Source organism: Micromonospora sp. NPDC005174 (assembly GCF_040608495.1).
Lineage (GTDB): Bacteria > Actinomycetota > Actinomycetes > Mycobacteriales > Micromonosporaceae > Micromonospora.
This window is the reverse complement of record NZ_JBEXIJ010000010.1, coordinates 107,055-124,321: the sequence shown is the minus strand read 5'-3', so window position 1 is coordinate 124,321 and position 17,267 is coordinate 107,055. Positions and strand designations below refer to the sequence as shown.

The following is a 17,267-nucleotide window of genomic DNA, read 5'->3' as shown; positions in this document are numbered from 1 at the left end:
GACGGCTCCTTAGGCGGACGGTGCCGCGGTCGGCTGATCCGGTGGCGGCGGGGCGGCGAGGACGATCTCGGCGGTGACCGCCGCGGGTTTCTCCGCCTCGACGATGCGGGTGATCACGGCGAGGTGGTCGGCGGCGACCGCCGGCACCCGCACCACGATGTGAAAGGGCCTCTCGTCGGGCTCGTCGATGGCGAAGCCGCTCACCCCGGTGGCCACCTCGAGGGCCCGGCGCATGCCGTACGGGGTGCCTCGCCAGCGGGCCAGCAGCGCGCCGTGGGCCACCAGGTCACGCAGCCGCCCGACCGGCAGGGGCAGCGGCGCGTCCGGTCGGTGCGACGCCACCACGTGGTCCATCGCCACCCAGCGGGTCAGGCGTACGACCATGTCGTCGGGCGCCCGGTACGGGTCGAACAGGGCGTCCACCTCGGCGAGGATCGCCTCGTCCGGAGCGTGCAGCCCCTCCATCACGTCCAGCAGCGCCCAGAGCACGCTGCCCGGCACGCACGCCCGCTGGTACGCGGCGGGCAGCAGCCGCTCAATCGCCGAGCGTCGCATCCTGGCGCACCACCTCGATGTCGTGCTCGCCGGAGCAGAGCAGCCACGTGTCCGGGACGGTCACCACGTCGGCGGTGGCCTGGTTGGCGCTGGCGGTCCAGGTGACCGCGTCGGTGCTGCGGTACACGCCGCGCTCACCGCCGGCCAGCACCAGCCGGTCCGCCGCCGCGCCACCCGCGCCGGCCGCCCCGGCGGGACCACCCGCGCCGGCTGTCGTCGGGCCGCTCACCGCGACCGCGTCCACCGGCACGAACCGGGTCCGGTCGCGCAGCGGCAGCCCGCAGTTGACCGACACCGGTTGCCACTGCGGCTGGGCGGCCAGGGTGTCCAGCCGCAGCACGCCACCGCTCTGCGTGGCGGCCACCACCTGCTGCCCGGCGAACGCGAGATCGCGGCACGTGCCGCCGAGCCAGCCGGCCTGCACCGACTGCCACTTGACGTCGGACTCGAACAGCCGGGTGCGGTGACAGCCCTGGCCGGGCTTCTTCGGGTCCGGCTCGCCCGCGCCGCTCCACAGCAGCGTGGCCGGGCCGTCGTACTGCACCGCGAGGACGCGGTTGTCCACGTTGGAGAGACCGACGTGCGCGAAGCTGCCGGGCCGTCCGCCGGCCGTCGACAGGTACACCCCGAAGCTCGCCTGCGCCGCGACGGCCACCCCCGGCGCGCCGCGCTCGGAGACGAACGCGCGGACGGCGTAGAAGCCCCGGTCGGCGTCGGACGGGTCGACGAGGATCTGCAACGGCACCGCGCCGGGCAGCAGTGACACCTCGTAGAGCCCCGTGTCGGTCGCCACCAGCAGCGCCCCCGCGCCGTCGCGGTCCAGCCACGCCACGTCGGAGATGCGCGAGTCCAGGTCGGTCAGCAGCGACCACGTCTCGCCGAGGTCGGTGCTCAGGCGCACCCGGGAGCCGCCCGAGGCAAGCACCGTCACCACGGCCACCGAGCCGGGACGCGCGACGATGCCGGGCCGGACCGGGGCGGGAGCGGGCGCCACCCGCAGGACCGTCTCGTCGTCGTCGAACCGGCCGGCCGGCTCCCAGCCCGAGCCCGCGTTGCTGGAACGGAACAGCACCGGGCCACGCCCGGCGTACCAGGTGCGCGGTTGGTACGCGTCGACCGCGAGGGCGCGGACGTTGGCGTCGGGTGCCTCGTCGACCACGAACCGCACCGACTCGACGTACCGGACGCCCGGCTCGGCGTGCTCCAACAGCCGGTACACGTTGGACGCCCGCAACGGCTCACCGAACGGCCACCCGGTCGGGTTCACGGCGGTGGGCAGCGGACTGAGCGTCTGGTGCAGCCGGTCGTGGATGCGCCGCCGGACCGCGTCCACGTCCTCCTCCCGGCGCACCACCACGCGCGCCCGCACCGAGACCGCCTTGAACCGTGCCCAACTGGCCCGCGAGCGGATGCCGACCATCCGGCGCTGCTCCAGGTCCGCCTCGACGCGGTGCCGGGCCTCGGGCACCTCGTGCTCGCGCAGCACCGCCACCGGCAGGCGGCCGCCCGGGCGGGCCTCCGGTGGCACGTACGGCACCAGCACCACCTCGACCTCACCGGGGCGGGCGAAGCTGTAGACGGCCGAGCGGGTGAACGCGCGGGCCCGCGCCACCGCGCCGGTGCTGGTGGCGAGGACCTCGAAGTCGCGGGCGGTGACCGCGCGCTGCTGGGCGAAGAACTCGTACGGGCCGCGTAGGAGCACCGACTCCAGAGCCTCCATCTCCCGGCCGCCCGCTGCGGGCGTGGGGTTGTCGACGCGTACCCCGGGTAGTGGATCGCGCAGGTTGGTCAGCGTGCCGGCGGCGACGTTGCCGGCTGGACCGCCGCCGGCCCGGTACCAGAGGCGGACCTGCCGCCCGGCCGGCGGCACGGCCGCCACCGGGGTCGGCCCGGCGCTCTGGCCGGCGGACGGTCGCAGGTCCAGCGCCGGCGCGAAGGTGACGGTTCCCGAGCAGCGGTCGACCAGGTACGCCCTGGCCTGCGGGCCGAGCCCCGCGAAGCTGTCCACCCGCTGCCAGATCTCGAACGTGCGGCCCTCGTGCTCGCGGGCTGCCGCCCCCAACTCCACCGAGCCGGTCGGCACCTCCACCCCGAGCAGCAGGTCCAGCGACTCGCCGGTGTGCGCGAGGGGGGCGCGGGCCGCGCGTAGCACCTGGCCCGGCTGCCCGGTGCCGACACCCAGCAGCTCGGCGTCGACGGGCTCGCAGTGGTGCAGACGGACGGTCACCGACGACTCCCCGGCCGGCAGCATCGCCGGTTCGGTCGTGACGAACACGACGGGCCGCGGGTCCGCGCCGCGTGCCGCCGCGACCCGCAGGCCGGCCGGTATCCGCACCGCACCACGGTCGGTGCCGGCCCGGGTGAACACGACGTCCGCCCAGGCCGCGGTGGGCGCGTGCCGCGTCACGCCGAGCAGGTTCAGGAACTGCACGTACGCCTTCTCCGGCAACTGGTTCAGCCGGTAGATCATCACCTCGGTCAGGTGCGCGAACGCCTCCACCAGCGCCATGCCCGGGTCGTGCGCCGACAGGTCGGTCCAGGCGGGGCAGGACTGGCGGATTCGCTCGCGGGCCTCGGTGACGAGGTCGAGGAATCCCCGGTCGTCCAGATGCGGCACGGGCAGCGTCATGACGATTCTCCCGGTTCGTCGTCGGCGGGGAGCAGGTCCACGGAGAACACCAACTGACCGGGCGTCAGGCTGGCCCGCACCCGGTAGTCCAGGCGGATCACCAGCCGCCACTCCTCGTCCGGGTCCGGCCCCGCGTCGGTGTCGATGACCTCCACGCGGGGCTCCCAGCGGGCGATGGCCTGTCGGACGTAGTGGATCGCCAGCCCGGCCGTGGTGTCGTCGTTGGGCGCGAAGATCAGCCGGTGCAGCCGGGAGCCGTACCCGGGTCGCATCAGCCGCTCGCCCGGCGTCGTGGACAACAACAGGAACAGCGCCTGTCGTACGCTCTCGTCGCCCTCGGTCATGGCCAGGCCGCCGGCGGCGGTGAGCGCCAACCCGCCGCTACGGCCGGCGTCGAAACCGGCGCCGACGAACCGGAACGCCCTCACCGGTCCGCCCCCAGGAAGCGCTGCCGGGGATCGCGGACGGTGTGGTGGACCGCGCCCGGCGGCGTGCCGTCGGTGAACCCCTCCAGGTGCGAGAGCACCACCCGGTGCCCGTCGACGCGCAGCCAGTCGCTGTAGCCCACGCGGACGGACAACGTCTTGCCGCACGGTTTGATGGTCGGGCCGTAGTTCGGGCAGGCGACGATCTTGCGTCCCTCCGGGTCGTCGTCGACAAGCACCGGTACGGCGGTGACGGTCACCCACCGCTGCGAGGGCTGGTTCTCGACCCGGCCGTCGTGGTCGCAGGTGATCACCGAGTCGCGGTGGATCCACCGCATCAGCCGCCTCCTTCGTGGTGGGCCTGGGCGAGCGAACGGGCCTGCTGCGCCGCGGTGGTCGGGTCCTCGGTCGCCTCGGCATGCAGGAAGTCCACGCTGCGGGCGCGGACCACCATGGCCCGACCCGGCGCGGAGATGACCAGGTCGGTCGCCGCGTGCAGGGTGGCCAGGTCGGGCGTGAGTTCCAGCCAGCTGCCGCCCTCGGTGCCGAGCCGCAGGCTGCGCTGGACGTCGTCCACGACGATCGACTGGCCGCCGGCCGTGCGGAGCGTCCAGCGCCTCGCCCGACCGTCGTCGATGCCCGCGTCGTACGGCTCGACGGCCCCGAACAGCGAACCCAGCACGATGCCCGAGGCCGGCTCGCCGCCGGGCAGGACCACCAGCACGGTGTCGTCCGGATCGGGGAGCGCCACCAGTCCCTTGCCGCGCCCCGCGCCGGGACACAGCACGCCGAGCCAGCCGGCGTCCAGGTCCCCGTACGCGGGCAGGGTCAGCCGTACCCGGCCCAGTCCGTCCGGATCGGCCACGTCGGTCACGGTGCCGAGGGTCACCACCGCGCCGCCGGCCGCCGTGGGCACAGCGGCCGGTGGCCCGGCCTCCGGTGGCACGGTCGAGAACCGGGTCAGGTGCCCGTCGCCGTCCACCGTGTGCACCACCTCGGTCAGCACGTACGCCCCGGCGAGGGGGCCGGGCACACCCGTCAGGTCGATCCGCCGGCCCGGTCGTAGCGCCGGATCACCCTCGGCCACCCCCTCGGCGGTGGCCAGCGCGGCAGCACGCAGGTCCAGTCGCGCCTGGGCCAGCGCGGCCAACTCGTCGTCGCTGCGTCCCGGCTGGTCGACGGCGGTGCGTACCCCGTCGGCCCCCACGTCGGCCGGGTCCGGACGGTCACCGGCCGGTCGACCGCAGCGCGCCTCGTCGGCCCGCTGGCTGATCGGCTCGGCCCGCTGCGGATGCCACCCCAGAGCGGCGCTCGGGCCACTGGCCTGGTCCGCGTTCGTGGACAGCGACAGCGTGTGCACGTCCGCGCCGAGGGTCAGCGTGACCGGCTCGCCGTAGCCGGCGAGGGTGACCAGTCGTACGCCGTCGCCGTCGGCGGCCAGGTGCAGCCCGGCCCGCCCGGCGACCTCGCACAGCAGCTCCAGATCGCTGTGCCGGTGCTGCACCAGCCGTTCCAGCCGTGGTCCGTCGTCCTCGGCCGTCACGGTCAGCCCCACCTCGCCGCACAGGTCCCGGGCCAGCTCCACCGCCGTCACCGACGTGAACACCCGCAGGTCCTGCCGCTTGCGCAGCCGGTGCAACGCGTCGTACGCCCGCAGCCGCAGCACGACCGCGCCGTCGGCGGCGTACTGGACCTCCACACAGGTCACCTCGCCGACGAACAGCGCGTCGGGATGGTCGGCGAGTCGCACGTCGAGGGTCGTGCCGGGGCGCACGGCGGGGTCGAGAGCGGCGGTGCCGGCGGCGGTGGCGAGCACCAGTTCGGCCTGGGTGGGCTGGTCGAGCCGGGCGGCCACCCGCAGCGAGCGGATTCGCTGGCGGGCCGCGGCGCCCAACTCGACACCGTCCAGCAGGACGGTCAGCGCGCGGGGCGCGACGCTGGTCACGGCGTGCTCCCCGCGCCCGGGCCGGTGCTGCTCGGCGCGGCGGGCGTCGTGCCCGTCGACGCCGTCCAGCTCGCCGCCGCGGTGACGAGCGAGGCGCCCACGGACGACGCCGCGCCGGCCACCGCCCGCGCCATCGCGCCGAGCGTCGACTCCGGCCCGGGGACGCCCGAGCCGGCGGCGGGAACCGCGAGGGTCGTACCGGCCGGCACCGCCAGCGGGTCGGTGATCCTGTTGTGTTCGGCCAGCAGTCGCCACCGCAGCGGAGACCCGAGCGCGTCGTTGGCCAACAGGTCGAAGCGCACACCGGACTGGCCCGGCTCGGCGGCGCCGTCGCCGGCGGCGACCACGGCGCTGCCCGGTGCGGCGGCCGGCGTGTTCGCCGCGGCCAGCTCCTCGGCGAAACCGGCCTGCGCCTGGTCGGCCGTCTCGGCCGCCCGCACCAACTTCAGCCGCAGCCAGGAGCGCCGTGGCGAGCCCGTACCGGTGAACGCGTCGAACCGCTCCGCCACCGCGACGATCACGCCCGGCACGTTCCAGGTCTTGCCCCAGACCAGTCGGATCAACGGTGGACGGAGCCAGCCGTGCTCGGCGGTGGAGTTCTCCGCCAGCATCCACAGCGGCCGGGTGAGCACCCGTACGTCGGTCGGACGGACCTGCGCCTGGACGAAGTCGACGTCGAAGAGCAGATCCAGCACCAGCTCCGTACGGCCGCCGCCGGTGAAGACCAGCGGGTCGTCGGCCAGTCCGGCGCCGGTGAGCTGCGCGCCGTCCGCACCCCGATGGCGTACGCCGGCGAGCCGGGTCACCTGCACGGTCTCCGGGTTGAGCAGGCAGTCCACCCGTTCCCCCGTGGAGTCGATGAGGAAGGCCACGCGCTCCATCAGCCACCCGCCTGTTCGCGGTCCAGCCGACGCTCGTGCCCCGTGTCGAGCACCCGGCCGGGTACTGTCCACAGCGGTCGGTCATCCGGCAGAGCCGGCCACGGGTCCGCCCCCGGGGCGACGGCGGACGACGGGAACGCCGCGCTCACCGGCCACCGCTCGCTGTTCTCGACCTCGACCGGGTACGTCCGGTTCCCCGATCGAGGTTCCCGCCGCCGCACCTCTCCGCCCCGTGGGGTGCCGTCGTACGGGTGTCGAGGGGCCTGCTGCGGTCCGCTCCTCGCGGGCTCCCGGTCTCGACCAACCCGGTACCGGCTGGCGTGGCGCTCGGGCAGCAGGCTGCCGTGCTGCGGGGAGCGCCCGCCGGCGGGTTGCTCGGGGAGCCCGCCCGGCCGACCCGGTTCGTCCGGCAGGCCGGGCCAGTACGCCTCGACGTCGCGTCCGTGCGGCCGTGCCGCCGTCATGGACCCATCCGGAGAAGCGCCGGAATCGTGCAGGATCTCGCGCGGACCGGGCGTGGGGCGTCGGTGTGCAGCAGTCCGTTCATCCCGGCCCGGGGCGACGGGGGCGGACATCGTCCCTCCGACGCCGAGCGCTCCGAAGGCCCGCGACACGCTGCCAGCCCCGAACGGCCCGCTCCCGCTCGTCGAGCCGTCACGCCCGCCGCCGTCCGTGCCGCCGCCGGCGGCTGCTCCGCTCGCCGAACCAGCGCCGCCGACGTGGGCCGCGCCGCTCGCCGACCCCGCGCCGCCGGAGCCGTCGGCCCTGCTCGCCGACCCGGCACCACCGGAGCGGGGAGCTTCGGTCGCCGGCCCCGCGCCGCCGGAGCGGGCCACTCTGCTCGTCGACCCCGCGCTGTCCGGGGTCGCCGGCCGGATGAGCGGGGGCCACCGGTCGGACCTGCTTCCCGGGTTACCGGTGCCACCGGCCCCGGGACCGTGCCGGGCATGATCACGAGCACGACCGGGCGGCCGGGCGGCCGGGCGCGGGTCGCCCGTGCCGGGTGGGTCGTCGGACCGGCCGGGCGTGGCGGCAGCCCGCCCGTCGGTCCGGTCGGTGATCGGCCGGGACGTTCCTGCGGCCGGGTCGCCGGAGCGGTCCCGCCGCAGGGGAGCCGGTGCCGGTGGGGCCTGGTCGTGCGTCGGCGCCGCGGTGTCGAGGTCCACGTCCAGCTCGCGGAGCAGGCCGGGGGCGTGCGCGGCGACCAGGTCCAGCCAGTGTCGCGGTGGCTCCCCGAAGCGACGCGGCACGTCCGCCGGCGGTGCCGAGGGGAGGCCGGTGAACTCGACGCGTCCGGCGAGGCGCTGCACCGCGCCGGCCGCCGAGCGCAGGCGACCGGCCAGCCAGCTACGCGGGCGTCGGCGCGGCGGCACCGCCGGCCTCCAGTTCGAGGCCCTCGTAGCGCAGCGTCAGCGAGGCGATGGCGATCTCGTGGCCGACCGTGTTGAGGTGTGCGCCGCGCCACCGGGTCGGCCACGCGTCGATCAGGTTCCAGCGCAGCACCTCGGCGGTGCCCACCGAGTCGAGCAGCACCACCGACACGTTGCGGCGGTTCAGGGTGCCCTTGGCGGTGGCGTTCACCCAGTCCCACAGCTCACGGGACGCGGTGAGGCCGAAGTGCAGTGTCACCGGCTCGTACTCGGCCTGGCCGGGAACCATCCGGGTCGGTCCCGGGCCGTGCTCCCGGTACGGCTGCCCGGGGATGTTCACCTCCAGGCCGCTCATCTCGGTGAAATGGCCGTTGGTGACGCCGTTGATGAGCAACCGGAAGTTGTACGCCCGGTACGGGTCGACCGGCGCGCCGGGCTGCGGGGTGGTGGGGGTGGCCATGTCAGCCTCCGATCGTCTCGGTCTCGGTGCCGCCGGCCCACTGGCTGAGCTTGAACACCACGAATTCGGCGGGCTTGACGACGGCGATGCCGATGTGGGCGATCACCATGCCGGCGTCGCGGACGTCCGGCGGGTTGGTCTCCTCGTCGCACTTGACGAAGAACGCCTCCTCGGGGCTGCGCCCGAGCAGCGCGCCGTCGCGCCACACCCGGGTCAGGAACGCCCCGATGTCGCGCCGGATCGAGCGCCAGAGGGTGAAGTCGTTCGGCTCGAACACCATCCAGCGGGTGCCGTTGGCGATGGCCTGCTCGATGGCGATGCTCAGCCGTCGTACGTTGAGGTAGCGCCATTCGCTGGCCTCGGCGGCGAGCGTACGGGCGCCCCAGACGCGGATGCCCTCGCCGGCGAAGTAGCGGATCACGTTGACACCCTTGGGGTTGAGCACGTCGTGTTCGGGTCGGGTGACCCGGTAGCCCAGGTCGACGGCCCCGCGTACGGGTTCGTTGGCCGGCGCCTTGTGCACGCCGCGCAGCGCGTCGGTGCGGGCCCAGATGCCGGCCAGGTGCCCGCTCGGCGGTGTCAGTTCCAGCTCGCCGGAGATCGGGTCACGGACCTGCAGGTACGGGTAGTAGAACGCCGCGTACTCGGACTGCCGGGGCCGGTACGCCGGCGGTCCCTCCCCGCCGCCCGGACCGGCGGCGGGCCCCGCACCCTCGGCGGGTTTCGGCGGCTTGCCGGAGGACGGGGTGGCGACGCGGGTCAACGCGGAGATGTCGTCGATGTCGGGGGCGGGGTCGCAGATCGCGACCATGGTGCGGGTGCGCTCGGCCATGCTGATCAGCGCCTCGTGGGACACCACGTCGTGGAAGCCCGGAGCGGCGATGATGGAGATCTCGTCGATGGCCTCCAGCAGTTGCAGCCCGCCGCGTTGCTTGCCGGTGCCGGTGATCGCGCCGCCCTCGCCGACGTTGACCACCCAGCAGCGTGCGCCGCCGTTGTCCAGGAAACCGAAGACGGCCCGTGCGAGCGGGGTGCTCTCCACCTCGTCCCCCTCGGCGAACAGCCGCAGGAACTCGGACCAGTTGTTGACCGGCACGGCCTTGCCCAGGTGAGCGTCGCGGTTCGGGGCGAGGCCGACGAACGCGGCGATGCTGGTGCTCACCGGTCCGATCGGTCGTGCGCCGCTGGGGACCTCCTCGACGTAGATGCCGGGGGAGAAGTAGCTGGGCATCGATCCTCCTGTGCGGGTGGGCGTCAGTGGGGCGGTGGCGCGCAGACGATGACGATGTCGTCGTCGTCCGCGTCGACGTCGGCGGTGAGCACGAGTCCGCGCCCGCTCAGCCGCAGCCGTACCGGATGGGGGTGTTCGGGGTCGTGCGGGACCCCGGCAATCAGGAACCGGCCGTCGGGCCCGGTGCGGGTCGCGGACGCGGTGCCGGGCACCTCGACGCGCATGGCGGCGAGGGGCTGGTCCTGCGGACCGACGACCCGGCCGGCGAGCGCGCGCACCGCGACCTGACGCAGCCGCAGCGGTTGCAGGACCGGGGGCGCGGCCGCCGTCGGGTGGTCCACCTGAGCCGGTACGTCGAGCAGCAGCGCCGGCCGGGGCGCGGCACCGAAGGCGTTCCACAGCTCCGCCGCGCCGGCTTCCAGCACCACGTCACAGGTGCCGTCGCGGGTCGCGGCGGTGAGCACCCGGTCCAGGGCGGTGAACGCGGCCGGGCCGGCCACGCAGAGCAGGTAGCGGACCGTGAACCGGTACGGCTCGCGGACCGCGCCGCTGGACCGGGTCTGCCGGGCCGGGCGCAGTTCGAGGGGCCACAGGGTCAGCCCGTCGGCGTCGTCACCGGCGTGGGGCGGGCCGATCGGGACGGGTTTCCCCGCCGCGCTGGTCAGCCAGTCGACAAGCGCGGCGGTGGCCGCCTCGATCGGTCCGCGCCCGTCGGCGGTCATCGCGGCGGCGTCCCCTGGATGCGGTACGCGATGGCCTCGTTCCACACGTGCGGGTAGACGCCGATCTCGAAGTAGCGGGTGAACCGGTTGATCGGCGCGTTGGTGTGGTCGTGGTAGAGCAGCCAGATCGGCGCGATGGTGAACAGCACGTAGTTCGCCAGCACCAGCGGGATGTAGAGCGGCCCGAGCAGGCGCGCCTGGAAGATGTGCACGTCCTCGTGGCGTTGGATGCTCGGGCTGGAGCCGGCGCAGACGGTGCCGATGGTGGTGGCGTAGCGCGGGGACACGCCCTCGATCAGGCTGACCCGGCCACTGGCAGACGAGGTGGGCCGGTCGAGTGAGTGCCCGAAGACGAGGTGCGCGACCAGGTAGATGGCTCCGACCACGGTGTTGAGCAGGCTCCACGTGTGGTCGACGACGAAGAGGAAGATGCCGCGGGCGTCCGGGGCGTACACCCCTGCGGAGGTGACCGCCCAGCCGAACGCCGCCCCGACCAGCAGGCCCACGACGGCGCCGATGAGCAGGCCGATCGGGCCGCCGGCCAGGAGGCCGAGGACGGCGCCGGCGGCCATCTGGATCACCGCGCTGAGAATGCCGAAGATCATGACGTCACCCCCTCAGACCCAGGAGCGGAAGACGCGGGGCTCACGGCCGCTGGCGACCTGCGTGGGCGTCGCCTGCCGGTTGCCGGGTGGGAACTGGTTGACGCCGAGCGCGGCCGAGAAGATCACCAGCGCGTTGAAGAACGCGATGATCCACTTTTCGCCGCCGGCGTCGTCGGCGAACGCCGCCGACACGTAGGACAGCAGCAGCGCGATCGCGATGGCGATCCACTTGCGGAGCTTGTCGCCGCTCGGGCCGATCAGCCCGCCGATGACGTTGGTGGCCAGCAGGGTGGCGGCGCTCGCGCCGGCGAGGCTGCCCAGGGCTGCCCAGGTGAAGAGATCGTTCACGGCGATCCCCCCTTTTCTGCGATGGTGCGACCGGGGATGTGGTGGTGGTGAGGCCGGTGCTCCGCTTGAGGAGCACCGACGCCGGTCGCCGTCGTCGCGGGGCGGCCGGAGCCGGGACGTGGCCGGCGGGGCCGGCCACCGGATGGATCAGCCGGGCCCGGGCGCGCCGGCGGGCGGCCCCGGCGGGGTCGGGCCGGGAACGGTCGGGTCGGACGCGGCCGCACCGGGTGCCGCCGGCGCCGCCGAGCGACGCCGACGCAGCAGGAGTACGACCACAGCGGTGAGGACGAGCAACAGGAGTACGCCCCCGACGACCAGCAGCCACGGGAAACCACCCGAGTCGGTGTCGGCGGCCGCCGGCGAGGCCGAGGGGCGGGGCGGCGCCTCGGCGACGGCGCGCAGCTCCGTCGGCTTGTCCTGGTTGGAGTCGACCTTCCAGGTGACCGATCGACCGTTGACGGTGCCATTGGTGTCGATCACCCGTCCGGGAAAGGTCACCGAGATCTCGAACGACATCAGCTTGAGGAATGCCTGCTGCTGTTGAGGATTCTGCTGGGTAGCTTTCCCGCCGTATTTCTTCGGGTCCAGCGGTAACGTGAAACGGTAGAAGTCGCCGTCCCGGACCAGTTTGACGCTCGCGCTGTCGAAGCCCGCCAGCGGTGCCCTGCGGTAATTGATCTGGGTGCCGAAGAGTTTGCTGTCCTCGTAGCCTGTCTCCTCGCCGGGAGGCAGCGCCGGAATGTTCTGCCGCAGCTCGGCGAACGCGGCCGGGATGTTCTTGTTCTGGGAGCTCAGCACGGACTTCTGGGCGGTCAGCAGCAACTGGCCGTCGACCGTGTCGTCGGCGTTGACGGTGAGCCCCATGTTGAGTTGCATGCAGCCGCTCAACGCGGCGAGCAGAAGGAGACACACCGCGACGCGGAATGCCCTACCGCGGTTGACTCTCCTGTTCATGCGCTCAGTGTGTGTGATCGCTTTCACCATCGGCAGTCAGCGATCGGTCACTAGGTAGTCGCCGATTGTACCGGCGCGCTGTCGTATTTGGCCGAGGCCGAGAGCGGTCCCGAAGAATAGACTGAAGCTTTGCGCCGCCGGCCGGAATGAGCGGTGACTCAGCCCTGCGGCGGCCGCCAGTCGACGCACCAGGTCATGCTCCGCAGCGTGACGCTGGCCGGGACGAGGCGCAGCGCGGCGGTGCGGGCCGCGAGGGCGAGAGGGTTGCGCAGTTGCTGGCCGTACCGCCCGGCGCGCAGGGACGCGCGGGCGACGGCCTGGGTGCGGGGGCGACGCTGCTCGTCGTACGCCGCCAGGGCGGCGGGCAACCCCTGCGCGCCCCCGGCGCAGGCCGCGCCGAGCACCACCGCGTCCTCGATGGCCTGGCCGGCGCCCTGCCCGAGGTTCGGCGTCATCGCGTGGGCCGCGTCGCCGAGCAGCGCCACCCGTCCCCGCACGTACGACGGCAGCGCCGTGGCCAGGTGGTGGATGTCGTTGCGCAGGACCACTCCGGGTGGGGTGGCCGCCAGCAGCGCGGGGATGGGGTCGTGCCACGTGCCGAAGTGCTCCCGCACCGCCGCCAGCTCGTCCGGGGCGTGGCCGCCGGGCGGGGCGTTGCGGGCCGCGTACCAGTAGAGCCAGCCGTCGCCGATCGGCACCATGCCGAACTCGGCGGCCGGGCCCCAGGTGATCGCCGTCGGGATCGGTTCCGGGAACGCGATGGCGGCCCGCCAGGCCGTCGAGCCCGCGTACACCGGGGCGGGGATCTCCGGCCAGAGCTGGGCGCGCAGCCGGCTGCGCAGGCCGTCGGCGCCGACCACCAGGTCGGCGTGGAGGGTTCGCGGGCCGTCGGGCCCGCGGTAGCGCACCGTCGCGTGGTCGGAGTCGGAGTCGACGTGCTCGACCTCGGCACCGGTGTGCAGCGACGACGCGGGCAGCGCCTCGCGCAGGATGCGGTGCAGCGTGGCCCGGTGGACGCCGAGCGCGCTGGTGCCGAGCTGTCGGACCATCTCTGCCGCGTCCATGCGGGACAGCCACCGGCCCCGCCGGTCGCGGACCCCGCCGGGGGCCTCGGCGTGCGCGTTGGACCGCAGGGCCGAGCTCAGGCCGAGGGCGTCCAGGGCGCGTAGCGCGTTGGCCATCAGGCTCAGCCCGGCGCCCACCTCGCGCAGTTCGGGGGCGCGTTCCAGCACGGTGACCCGCCAACCACGCCGGTGCAGGGCGAGCGCCGCGCTCAGCCCCCCGATGCCGCCGCCGACCACCACCGCGTGTGGCTCGTCCATGTCGTCCACCCTTCTACACCTGTAGAAGAGGGATACTACCTGCGCACCGCGCAGAGGAGGAACCCCGTTGAACGCCCGCGCCCACCGGATCGCGCTGCTGACCGACGCGGCCATCGAACTGATCGCCGACGGCGGCATGCGGGCGCTCACCCATCGGGCCGTCGACGCGCGCGCCGAGCTGCCACCCGGCACCACCTCGGCGTATCTGCGCACCCGGCAGGCGCTGATCGAGGCGGTCGTGCAACGCCTCGTCGAGCGGGACCGGCTGGACCTGGCCGCGAACGATTTGCCCACCGAGCCGCCCGCCCCGGCGCCGGGTCCCCGGCTGGACAGCGGCGACCTCGACCAGCTCGCCGCCGGGGTCGCCGAGGTGCTCGACCGGTGGCTGAGCGTGGGGCGCAGCCGCACGCTGACCCGCTACGCCTGCCTCCTGGAGGCGGTGCACCGCCCGGAGCTGCGCGGCATCCTGCAACACGGCACCGGCATTCGCGCACAGGCACGCGACCTGCTGAGCCGGGCCGGCGCCACCGACCCCGACCGTCAGGGTGACCAGTTCGTCGCGTACGTCGACGGACTGCTCTTCGACCGTCTGGTCGGCGCGGGCGCGCTCACCGCCCCGCCCTCCGGCAGCGCGGCCAGCCGCGCCGACCTCGCCGACGCCGTCCGTACGCTGCTGCGCGCTCTGACCGGACGTTGAGCGGGCCCGGACTGTGCGCAGGACGAAAGCGGGACGGCAGCGAGCAGCCCGTTAGGCGGCGCCGCCGCGCGATGGTGGACGATCACGCGAGAAGCGTTCCGGCCGTGGACCGGTGATCGTTCCCGGCCGTGCACGGCGTCGGTCGACCGGTGGGAGGTGGCGATGGCGTGGTTCGAGGGCCTGCGTGTCGCCGGCCGCCGGTTGCGGCAGGGTTGGCGTCCGGTGCTGGAGGCGACCGTCGCGGCGACCGTGGCCTGGCTGCTCGCTACCCGCCTGCTCCGGCACCCGCAGCCGTTCTTCGCGCCGGCCGCCGCGCTGATCGTCCTCGGTCAGGCGCGTGGGCAGCGCATCCGGCGGGCGGTCGAGGTGGTGCTCGGGGTCGCCGCCGGGGTGCTCGTCGCGGACCTGGTCGTGCAGGCGCTGGGACCCGGCAGCACGTGGACGGTCTGCGCCGTCATCCTGCTCACCGTCCTGCTCGCGGTCGCCTTCGGCGCCACCGGCGTGACCCTGGTGCAGGCCGCGGTCTCCGCGCTCTACCTGGTGGTGGTCGCGCCGGCGGACGCGTCGCTGGTGCCGTTCCGCTTCGTCGACGCGCTGATCGGCGGCACGGTGGCGCTCGCCGTCAGCCTGCTCGTCGACGCCCGGCACCCGCTCGCGCCGCTCGTCGCCGAGGTGCGGCGGACGTTCGACGAGCTGGCCGGTCTGCTGGGCGAGATCGCCGACGCGCTGGACGAACGCGACGAGGCGGCGGCGGTGGCGGCACTCACGCGCGCCCGGGGCATGGACGCCCGGGTCGACGGACTGCGCGACGGTGTGCTCGCCGCCGGCGAGGCGCTGCGGCTCAACGTGCGCCGACGTCGGCACATCGGCCGGCTGCGGTCGGTGGACGAGTCGGTCCGGCAGATCGACTACGTCGTGCGCAACGTCCGGGTGCTGGCCCGCGCCGGTGTGACGCTCAGTCGACTGCGGACTCCCACGCCGCCCGAGCTGGGCGACGCGTTGCGCTGCCTGGTGGAAGCGGTCCGGGAGGCCGGCGGGGCCCTCGCCGCCGACCTGGACGGGCAGGAGGACGTCGCCGACCAGCACGCCCTGCGGGCGGACGACGCCGCGCTGGCCGCCGTCCGTACCGCCGGGCAGCTCTTCGGCTCGACCCAGACCCTTCCCCTCGCCATGATCATCGGTCAGGTCCGGGCAACGGCCATCGACCTGCTGCGGGGCGTGCACCCCGACGACGCCGCCGTCCTGGCGCGCGTGGACGAGGCCCTCGGCCTCCCCGCCGTCTGACCCGGCCCGGCGATCCGGTCATGCGGTGAGCCAGTCGGTGGCGGTCTCGCGGACCCGGGCGGGCAGGTCGTGGCCGCCGGCGAACTCCTCGTAGGTGACGTCGTAGCCGATACCGCGCAGGTGCGGCACGAAGCGGCGGCTGCACACGTCGATCGGCAGAACTCGGTCGTCCACCCCGTGCGAGACGAAGATCCGTGGTCGCCCGCGGACGACCGGCGGCGCGGCGAAGCCGGGGGAGAAGGCCAGCACCGCGTCGACCAGGTCGCCGTTGGCCAGGCCCAGCGAGAGCGCGTACGAGGCCCCGTCGGAGAAACCGCCAAGCGTCACACCGGCGACCGGGTAGCCGTCGAACGCGCTGGCCAGCAACGCGTCGATGTGCCCGACGTCCACCCCGAAGTCACCGGCGATCAGGTCCCAACTGGTCGCCGACGACTGGGGGGCGATCAGCAGCAGGCGGTACGCGTCCGCGACCGGCAGCAGCAGGTCCAGTCCGTGCCGGGCGGAACCCCCCGCCCCGTGCAGCAGCACCACCAGCCGGTAGGGAGCGCGGTCGGCCGCCGGCTCCGGCACGTACGCCATCGCCGGCCTACCGCCGTCGCCGCCGGGCAGCGGCACGACACCGGTGGGCCCGGTCACCACCGGCGGGTGCGGGCGAGTGGTCAACCGGCCGTCCCGGGAGCCCTGCGCGGGCGCTCGGGTCGGCGGCGCGGGGTCGGACACGGGCCACCAGCTCCTCGCGGTCGACGAGAGGTGCGAGGCGGTTACCCGGCCGGCCGCCCGTTAACCGGCGGGGCGCTCAGGCACTGTCGCGGGCCACCAGCGCGGACGGGAAGAGCGTCACCGGCGCTCCCGGACGACCGGCCAGCACGGCGGCGGCCGCCGCGGCGGCGATCCGGCCCACGGGGTGGCTCGCGGTGGTCAGCGCCGGCGCGGTCATGCCGGCCAGCGGGATGTCGTCGAAACCGGCCACCGCGACATCCCCGGGTACGCGCACACCGTCCTCGCGCAGCGCCACGATCACGCCGAGGGCCGTCTCGTCGCTGATCGCGTAGATCGCGTCGACGTCCGGCCAGCGGCGCAGCGCCTCGCCGGCCGCCTCCCGGCCCCGCGCCGCCGTGAAGTCTCCCTGCACGACCCGCTCGGGCAGGCCAGCCTGGCGCATCAGGTCGCGGTACGCCCGGACCGGCCGCTGCGCGCACGGCAGCCAACGCGGACCGGTCACCATGGCGATGCGGCGACGGCCCGTGGCGTACAGGTGGCGCAGCACCGCGTCGGTGCCGGCGGTGTTGTCGACGTCGAACGACGGCACCGTGGCCGAGCCGATGCCGATCGAAGCGATCCGGCCATACAGTGCGCGGGGTACCGCCTCCAGCAACTCCTCGGTGGTGTTGACCAGCACGACGCCGCACACGCTCCGGTCGGCGGCGAGCTGGTCGAGCCCGTGCGGCTCGCCCAGCGGCAGCCAGTGCAGCGCCACTCCGACGCCGGCCGGCGCGCACACCCGGGCGGCCGAGCCGACCACCTTGTGGACGTACGGGTCGTCCAGCACCGCGGCGCTGGTCCCCAGGGCGGCCACCACCAGCCGCACGCCGCCGCCGCGTACCAGTGCCCGGGCGGCCGGGTTGGGCACGTAGCCGAGCTGGTCGGCGGCCGTCGCCACCCGCGCCCGGGCGGCCGGCGAGGCGAACCCCGTGCCGGCGATCACCCGCGACGCGGTGGACCGGGACACGCCGGCGGCCCGGGCGACGTCCTCCAGCGTGGCCGGCCGGTGCGCCGCTGCCGTCATCGTGCCCTCCCCCCGGCGCCCGCCGGTGCGGGCGTACGCCTGCCAGGAATCAT

General features: G+C 74.5%; 18 protein-coding genes. 2 read left to right on the top strand and 16 right to left on the bottom strand.

Annotated features, from left to right (window positions below):
- Positions 1-9 precede the first annotated feature (9 nt).
- From ABZU91_RS14290 to ABZU91_RS14225, 14 genes are all read right to left on the bottom strand, one after another.
- Positions 10-555 carry a phage tail protein gene (locus ABZU91_RS14290; protein WP_355239163.1) on the bottom strand — a complete coding sequence of 182 codons (546 nt, stop codon included), beginning with the start codon at positions 553-555 and terminating at the stop codon, positions 10-12.
- Positions 536-3,184: a putative baseplate assembly protein gene (locus ABZU91_RS14285; protein ID WP_355239160.1), complete on the bottom strand. Its 2,649-nt coding sequence runs from the start codon at positions 3,182-3,184 to the stop codon at positions 536-538. The genes ABZU91_RS14290 and ABZU91_RS14285 overlap by 20 nt, the downstream gene beginning before the upstream one ends.
- The gene (locus ABZU91_RS14280; RefSeq protein ID WP_355239157.1) at positions 3,181-3,612 is read right to left on the bottom strand and encodes a GPW/gp25 family protein; all 432 of its coding nucleotides are present in this window, start codon (positions 3,610-3,612) and stop codon (positions 3,181-3,183) included. Before ABZU91_RS14280 ends, ABZU91_RS14285 begins: the two co-directional genes overlap by 4 nt.
- Positions 3,609-3,947 (bottom strand): hypothetical protein, encoded by a 339-nt coding sequence (locus ABZU91_RS14275; protein ID WP_355239154.1) that lies wholly within the window; start codon positions 3,945-3,947, stop codon positions 3,609-3,611. Before ABZU91_RS14275 ends, ABZU91_RS14280 begins: the two co-directional genes overlap by 4 nt.
- Positions 3,947-5,554, bottom strand: coding sequence for a contractile injection system protein, VgrG/Pvc8 family (locus tag ABZU91_RS14270; protein ID WP_355239151.1), 1,608 nt, complete (start codon positions 5,552-5,554; stop codon positions 3,947-3,949). Before ABZU91_RS14270 ends, ABZU91_RS14275 begins: the two co-directional genes overlap by 1 nt.
- The gene (locus tag ABZU91_RS14265; RefSeq protein ID WP_355239148.1) at positions 5,551-6,435 is read right to left on the bottom strand and encodes a hypothetical protein; all 885 of its coding nucleotides are present in this window, start codon (positions 6,433-6,435) and stop codon (positions 5,551-5,553) included. The genes ABZU91_RS14270 and ABZU91_RS14265 overlap by 4 nt, the downstream gene beginning before the upstream one ends.
- Positions 6,435-7,808, bottom strand: a complete 1,374-nt coding sequence (locus ABZU91_RS14260; RefSeq protein ID WP_355239145.1) for a hypothetical protein — start codon at positions 7,806-7,808, stop codon at positions 6,435-6,437. Before ABZU91_RS14260 ends, ABZU91_RS14265 begins: the two co-directional genes overlap by 1 nt.
- Positions 7,783-8,265, bottom strand: a complete 483-nt coding sequence (locus ABZU91_RS14255) for a phage tail protein (protein ID WP_355239142.1) — start codon at positions 8,263-8,265, stop codon at positions 7,783-7,785. Before ABZU91_RS14255 ends, ABZU91_RS14260 begins: the two co-directional genes overlap by 26 nt.
- A 1-nt stretch (position 8,266) precedes the next feature.
- The gene (locus tag ABZU91_RS14250) at positions 8,267-9,496 is read right to left on the bottom strand and encodes a phage tail sheath subtilisin-like domain-containing protein (protein ID WP_355239140.1); all 1,230 of its coding nucleotides are present in this window, start codon (positions 9,494-9,496) and stop codon (positions 8,267-8,269) included.
- Between the two features lie 23 nt (positions 9,497-9,519).
- Positions 9,520-10,218 (bottom strand): carboxypeptidase-like regulatory domain-containing protein, encoded by a 699-nt coding sequence (locus ABZU91_RS14245; protein ID WP_355239137.1) that lies wholly within the window; start codon positions 10,216-10,218, stop codon positions 9,520-9,522.
- A complete protein-coding gene (locus ABZU91_RS14240) occupies positions 10,215-10,823 on the bottom strand; it encodes a glycine zipper family protein (RefSeq protein ID WP_355239135.1) in 609 nt (202 codons plus the stop codon). Before ABZU91_RS14240 ends, ABZU91_RS14245 begins: the two co-directional genes overlap by 4 nt.
- A gap of 12 nt (positions 10,824-10,835) precedes the next feature.
- The gene (locus ABZU91_RS14235; protein WP_355239132.1) at positions 10,836-11,171 is read right to left on the bottom strand and encodes a hypothetical protein; all 336 of its coding nucleotides are present in this window, start codon (positions 11,169-11,171) and stop codon (positions 10,836-10,838) included.
- A 147-nt stretch (positions 11,172-11,318) separates the two neighbouring features.
- Positions 11,319-12,125: a DUF3153 domain-containing protein gene (locus ABZU91_RS14230; RefSeq protein ID WP_355239129.1), complete on the bottom strand. Its 807-nt coding sequence runs from the start codon at positions 12,123-12,125 to the stop codon at positions 11,319-11,321.
- A 158-nt stretch (positions 12,126-12,283) separates the two neighbouring features.
- Complete coding sequence (locus ABZU91_RS14225) at positions 12,284-13,447, bottom strand: FAD-dependent oxidoreductase (RefSeq protein ID WP_355239126.1); 1,164 nt, start codon at positions 13,445-13,447, stop codon at positions 12,284-12,286.
- A gap of 67 nt (positions 13,448-13,514) precedes the next feature.
- Here ABZU91_RS14225 and ABZU91_RS14220 point away from each other — a divergent pair, with 67 nt between their 5' ends.
- Both ABZU91_RS14220 and ABZU91_RS14215 read left to right on the top strand, forming a co-directional pair.
- Positions 13,515-14,144, top strand: a complete 630-nt coding sequence (locus tag ABZU91_RS14220; protein WP_355239123.1) for a TetR/AcrR family transcriptional regulator — start codon at positions 13,515-13,517, stop codon at positions 14,142-14,144.
- A gap of 162 nt (positions 14,145-14,306) precedes the next feature.
- Entirely contained in the window at positions 14,307-15,428 is a 1,122-nt protein-coding gene (locus ABZU91_RS14215) for an FUSC family protein (protein WP_355239120.1), read from the top strand.
- A gap of 18 nt (positions 15,429-15,446) precedes the next feature.
- Here the strand turns inward: ABZU91_RS14215 and ABZU91_RS14210 are convergent, their stop codons facing one another.
- Both ABZU91_RS14210 and ABZU91_RS14205 read right to left on the bottom strand, forming a co-directional pair.
- The gene (locus ABZU91_RS14210; protein WP_355239117.1) at positions 15,447-16,148 is read right to left on the bottom strand and encodes a phospholipase; all 702 of its coding nucleotides are present in this window, start codon (positions 16,146-16,148) and stop codon (positions 15,447-15,449) included.
- Positions 16,149-16,224: 76 nt separating this feature from the next.
- Positions 16,225-17,214, bottom strand: coding sequence for a LacI family DNA-binding transcriptional regulator (locus tag ABZU91_RS14205; RefSeq protein ID WP_355239114.1), 990 nt, complete (start codon positions 17,212-17,214; stop codon positions 16,225-16,227).
- Between the last annotated feature and the right edge of the window lie 53 nt (positions 17,215-17,267).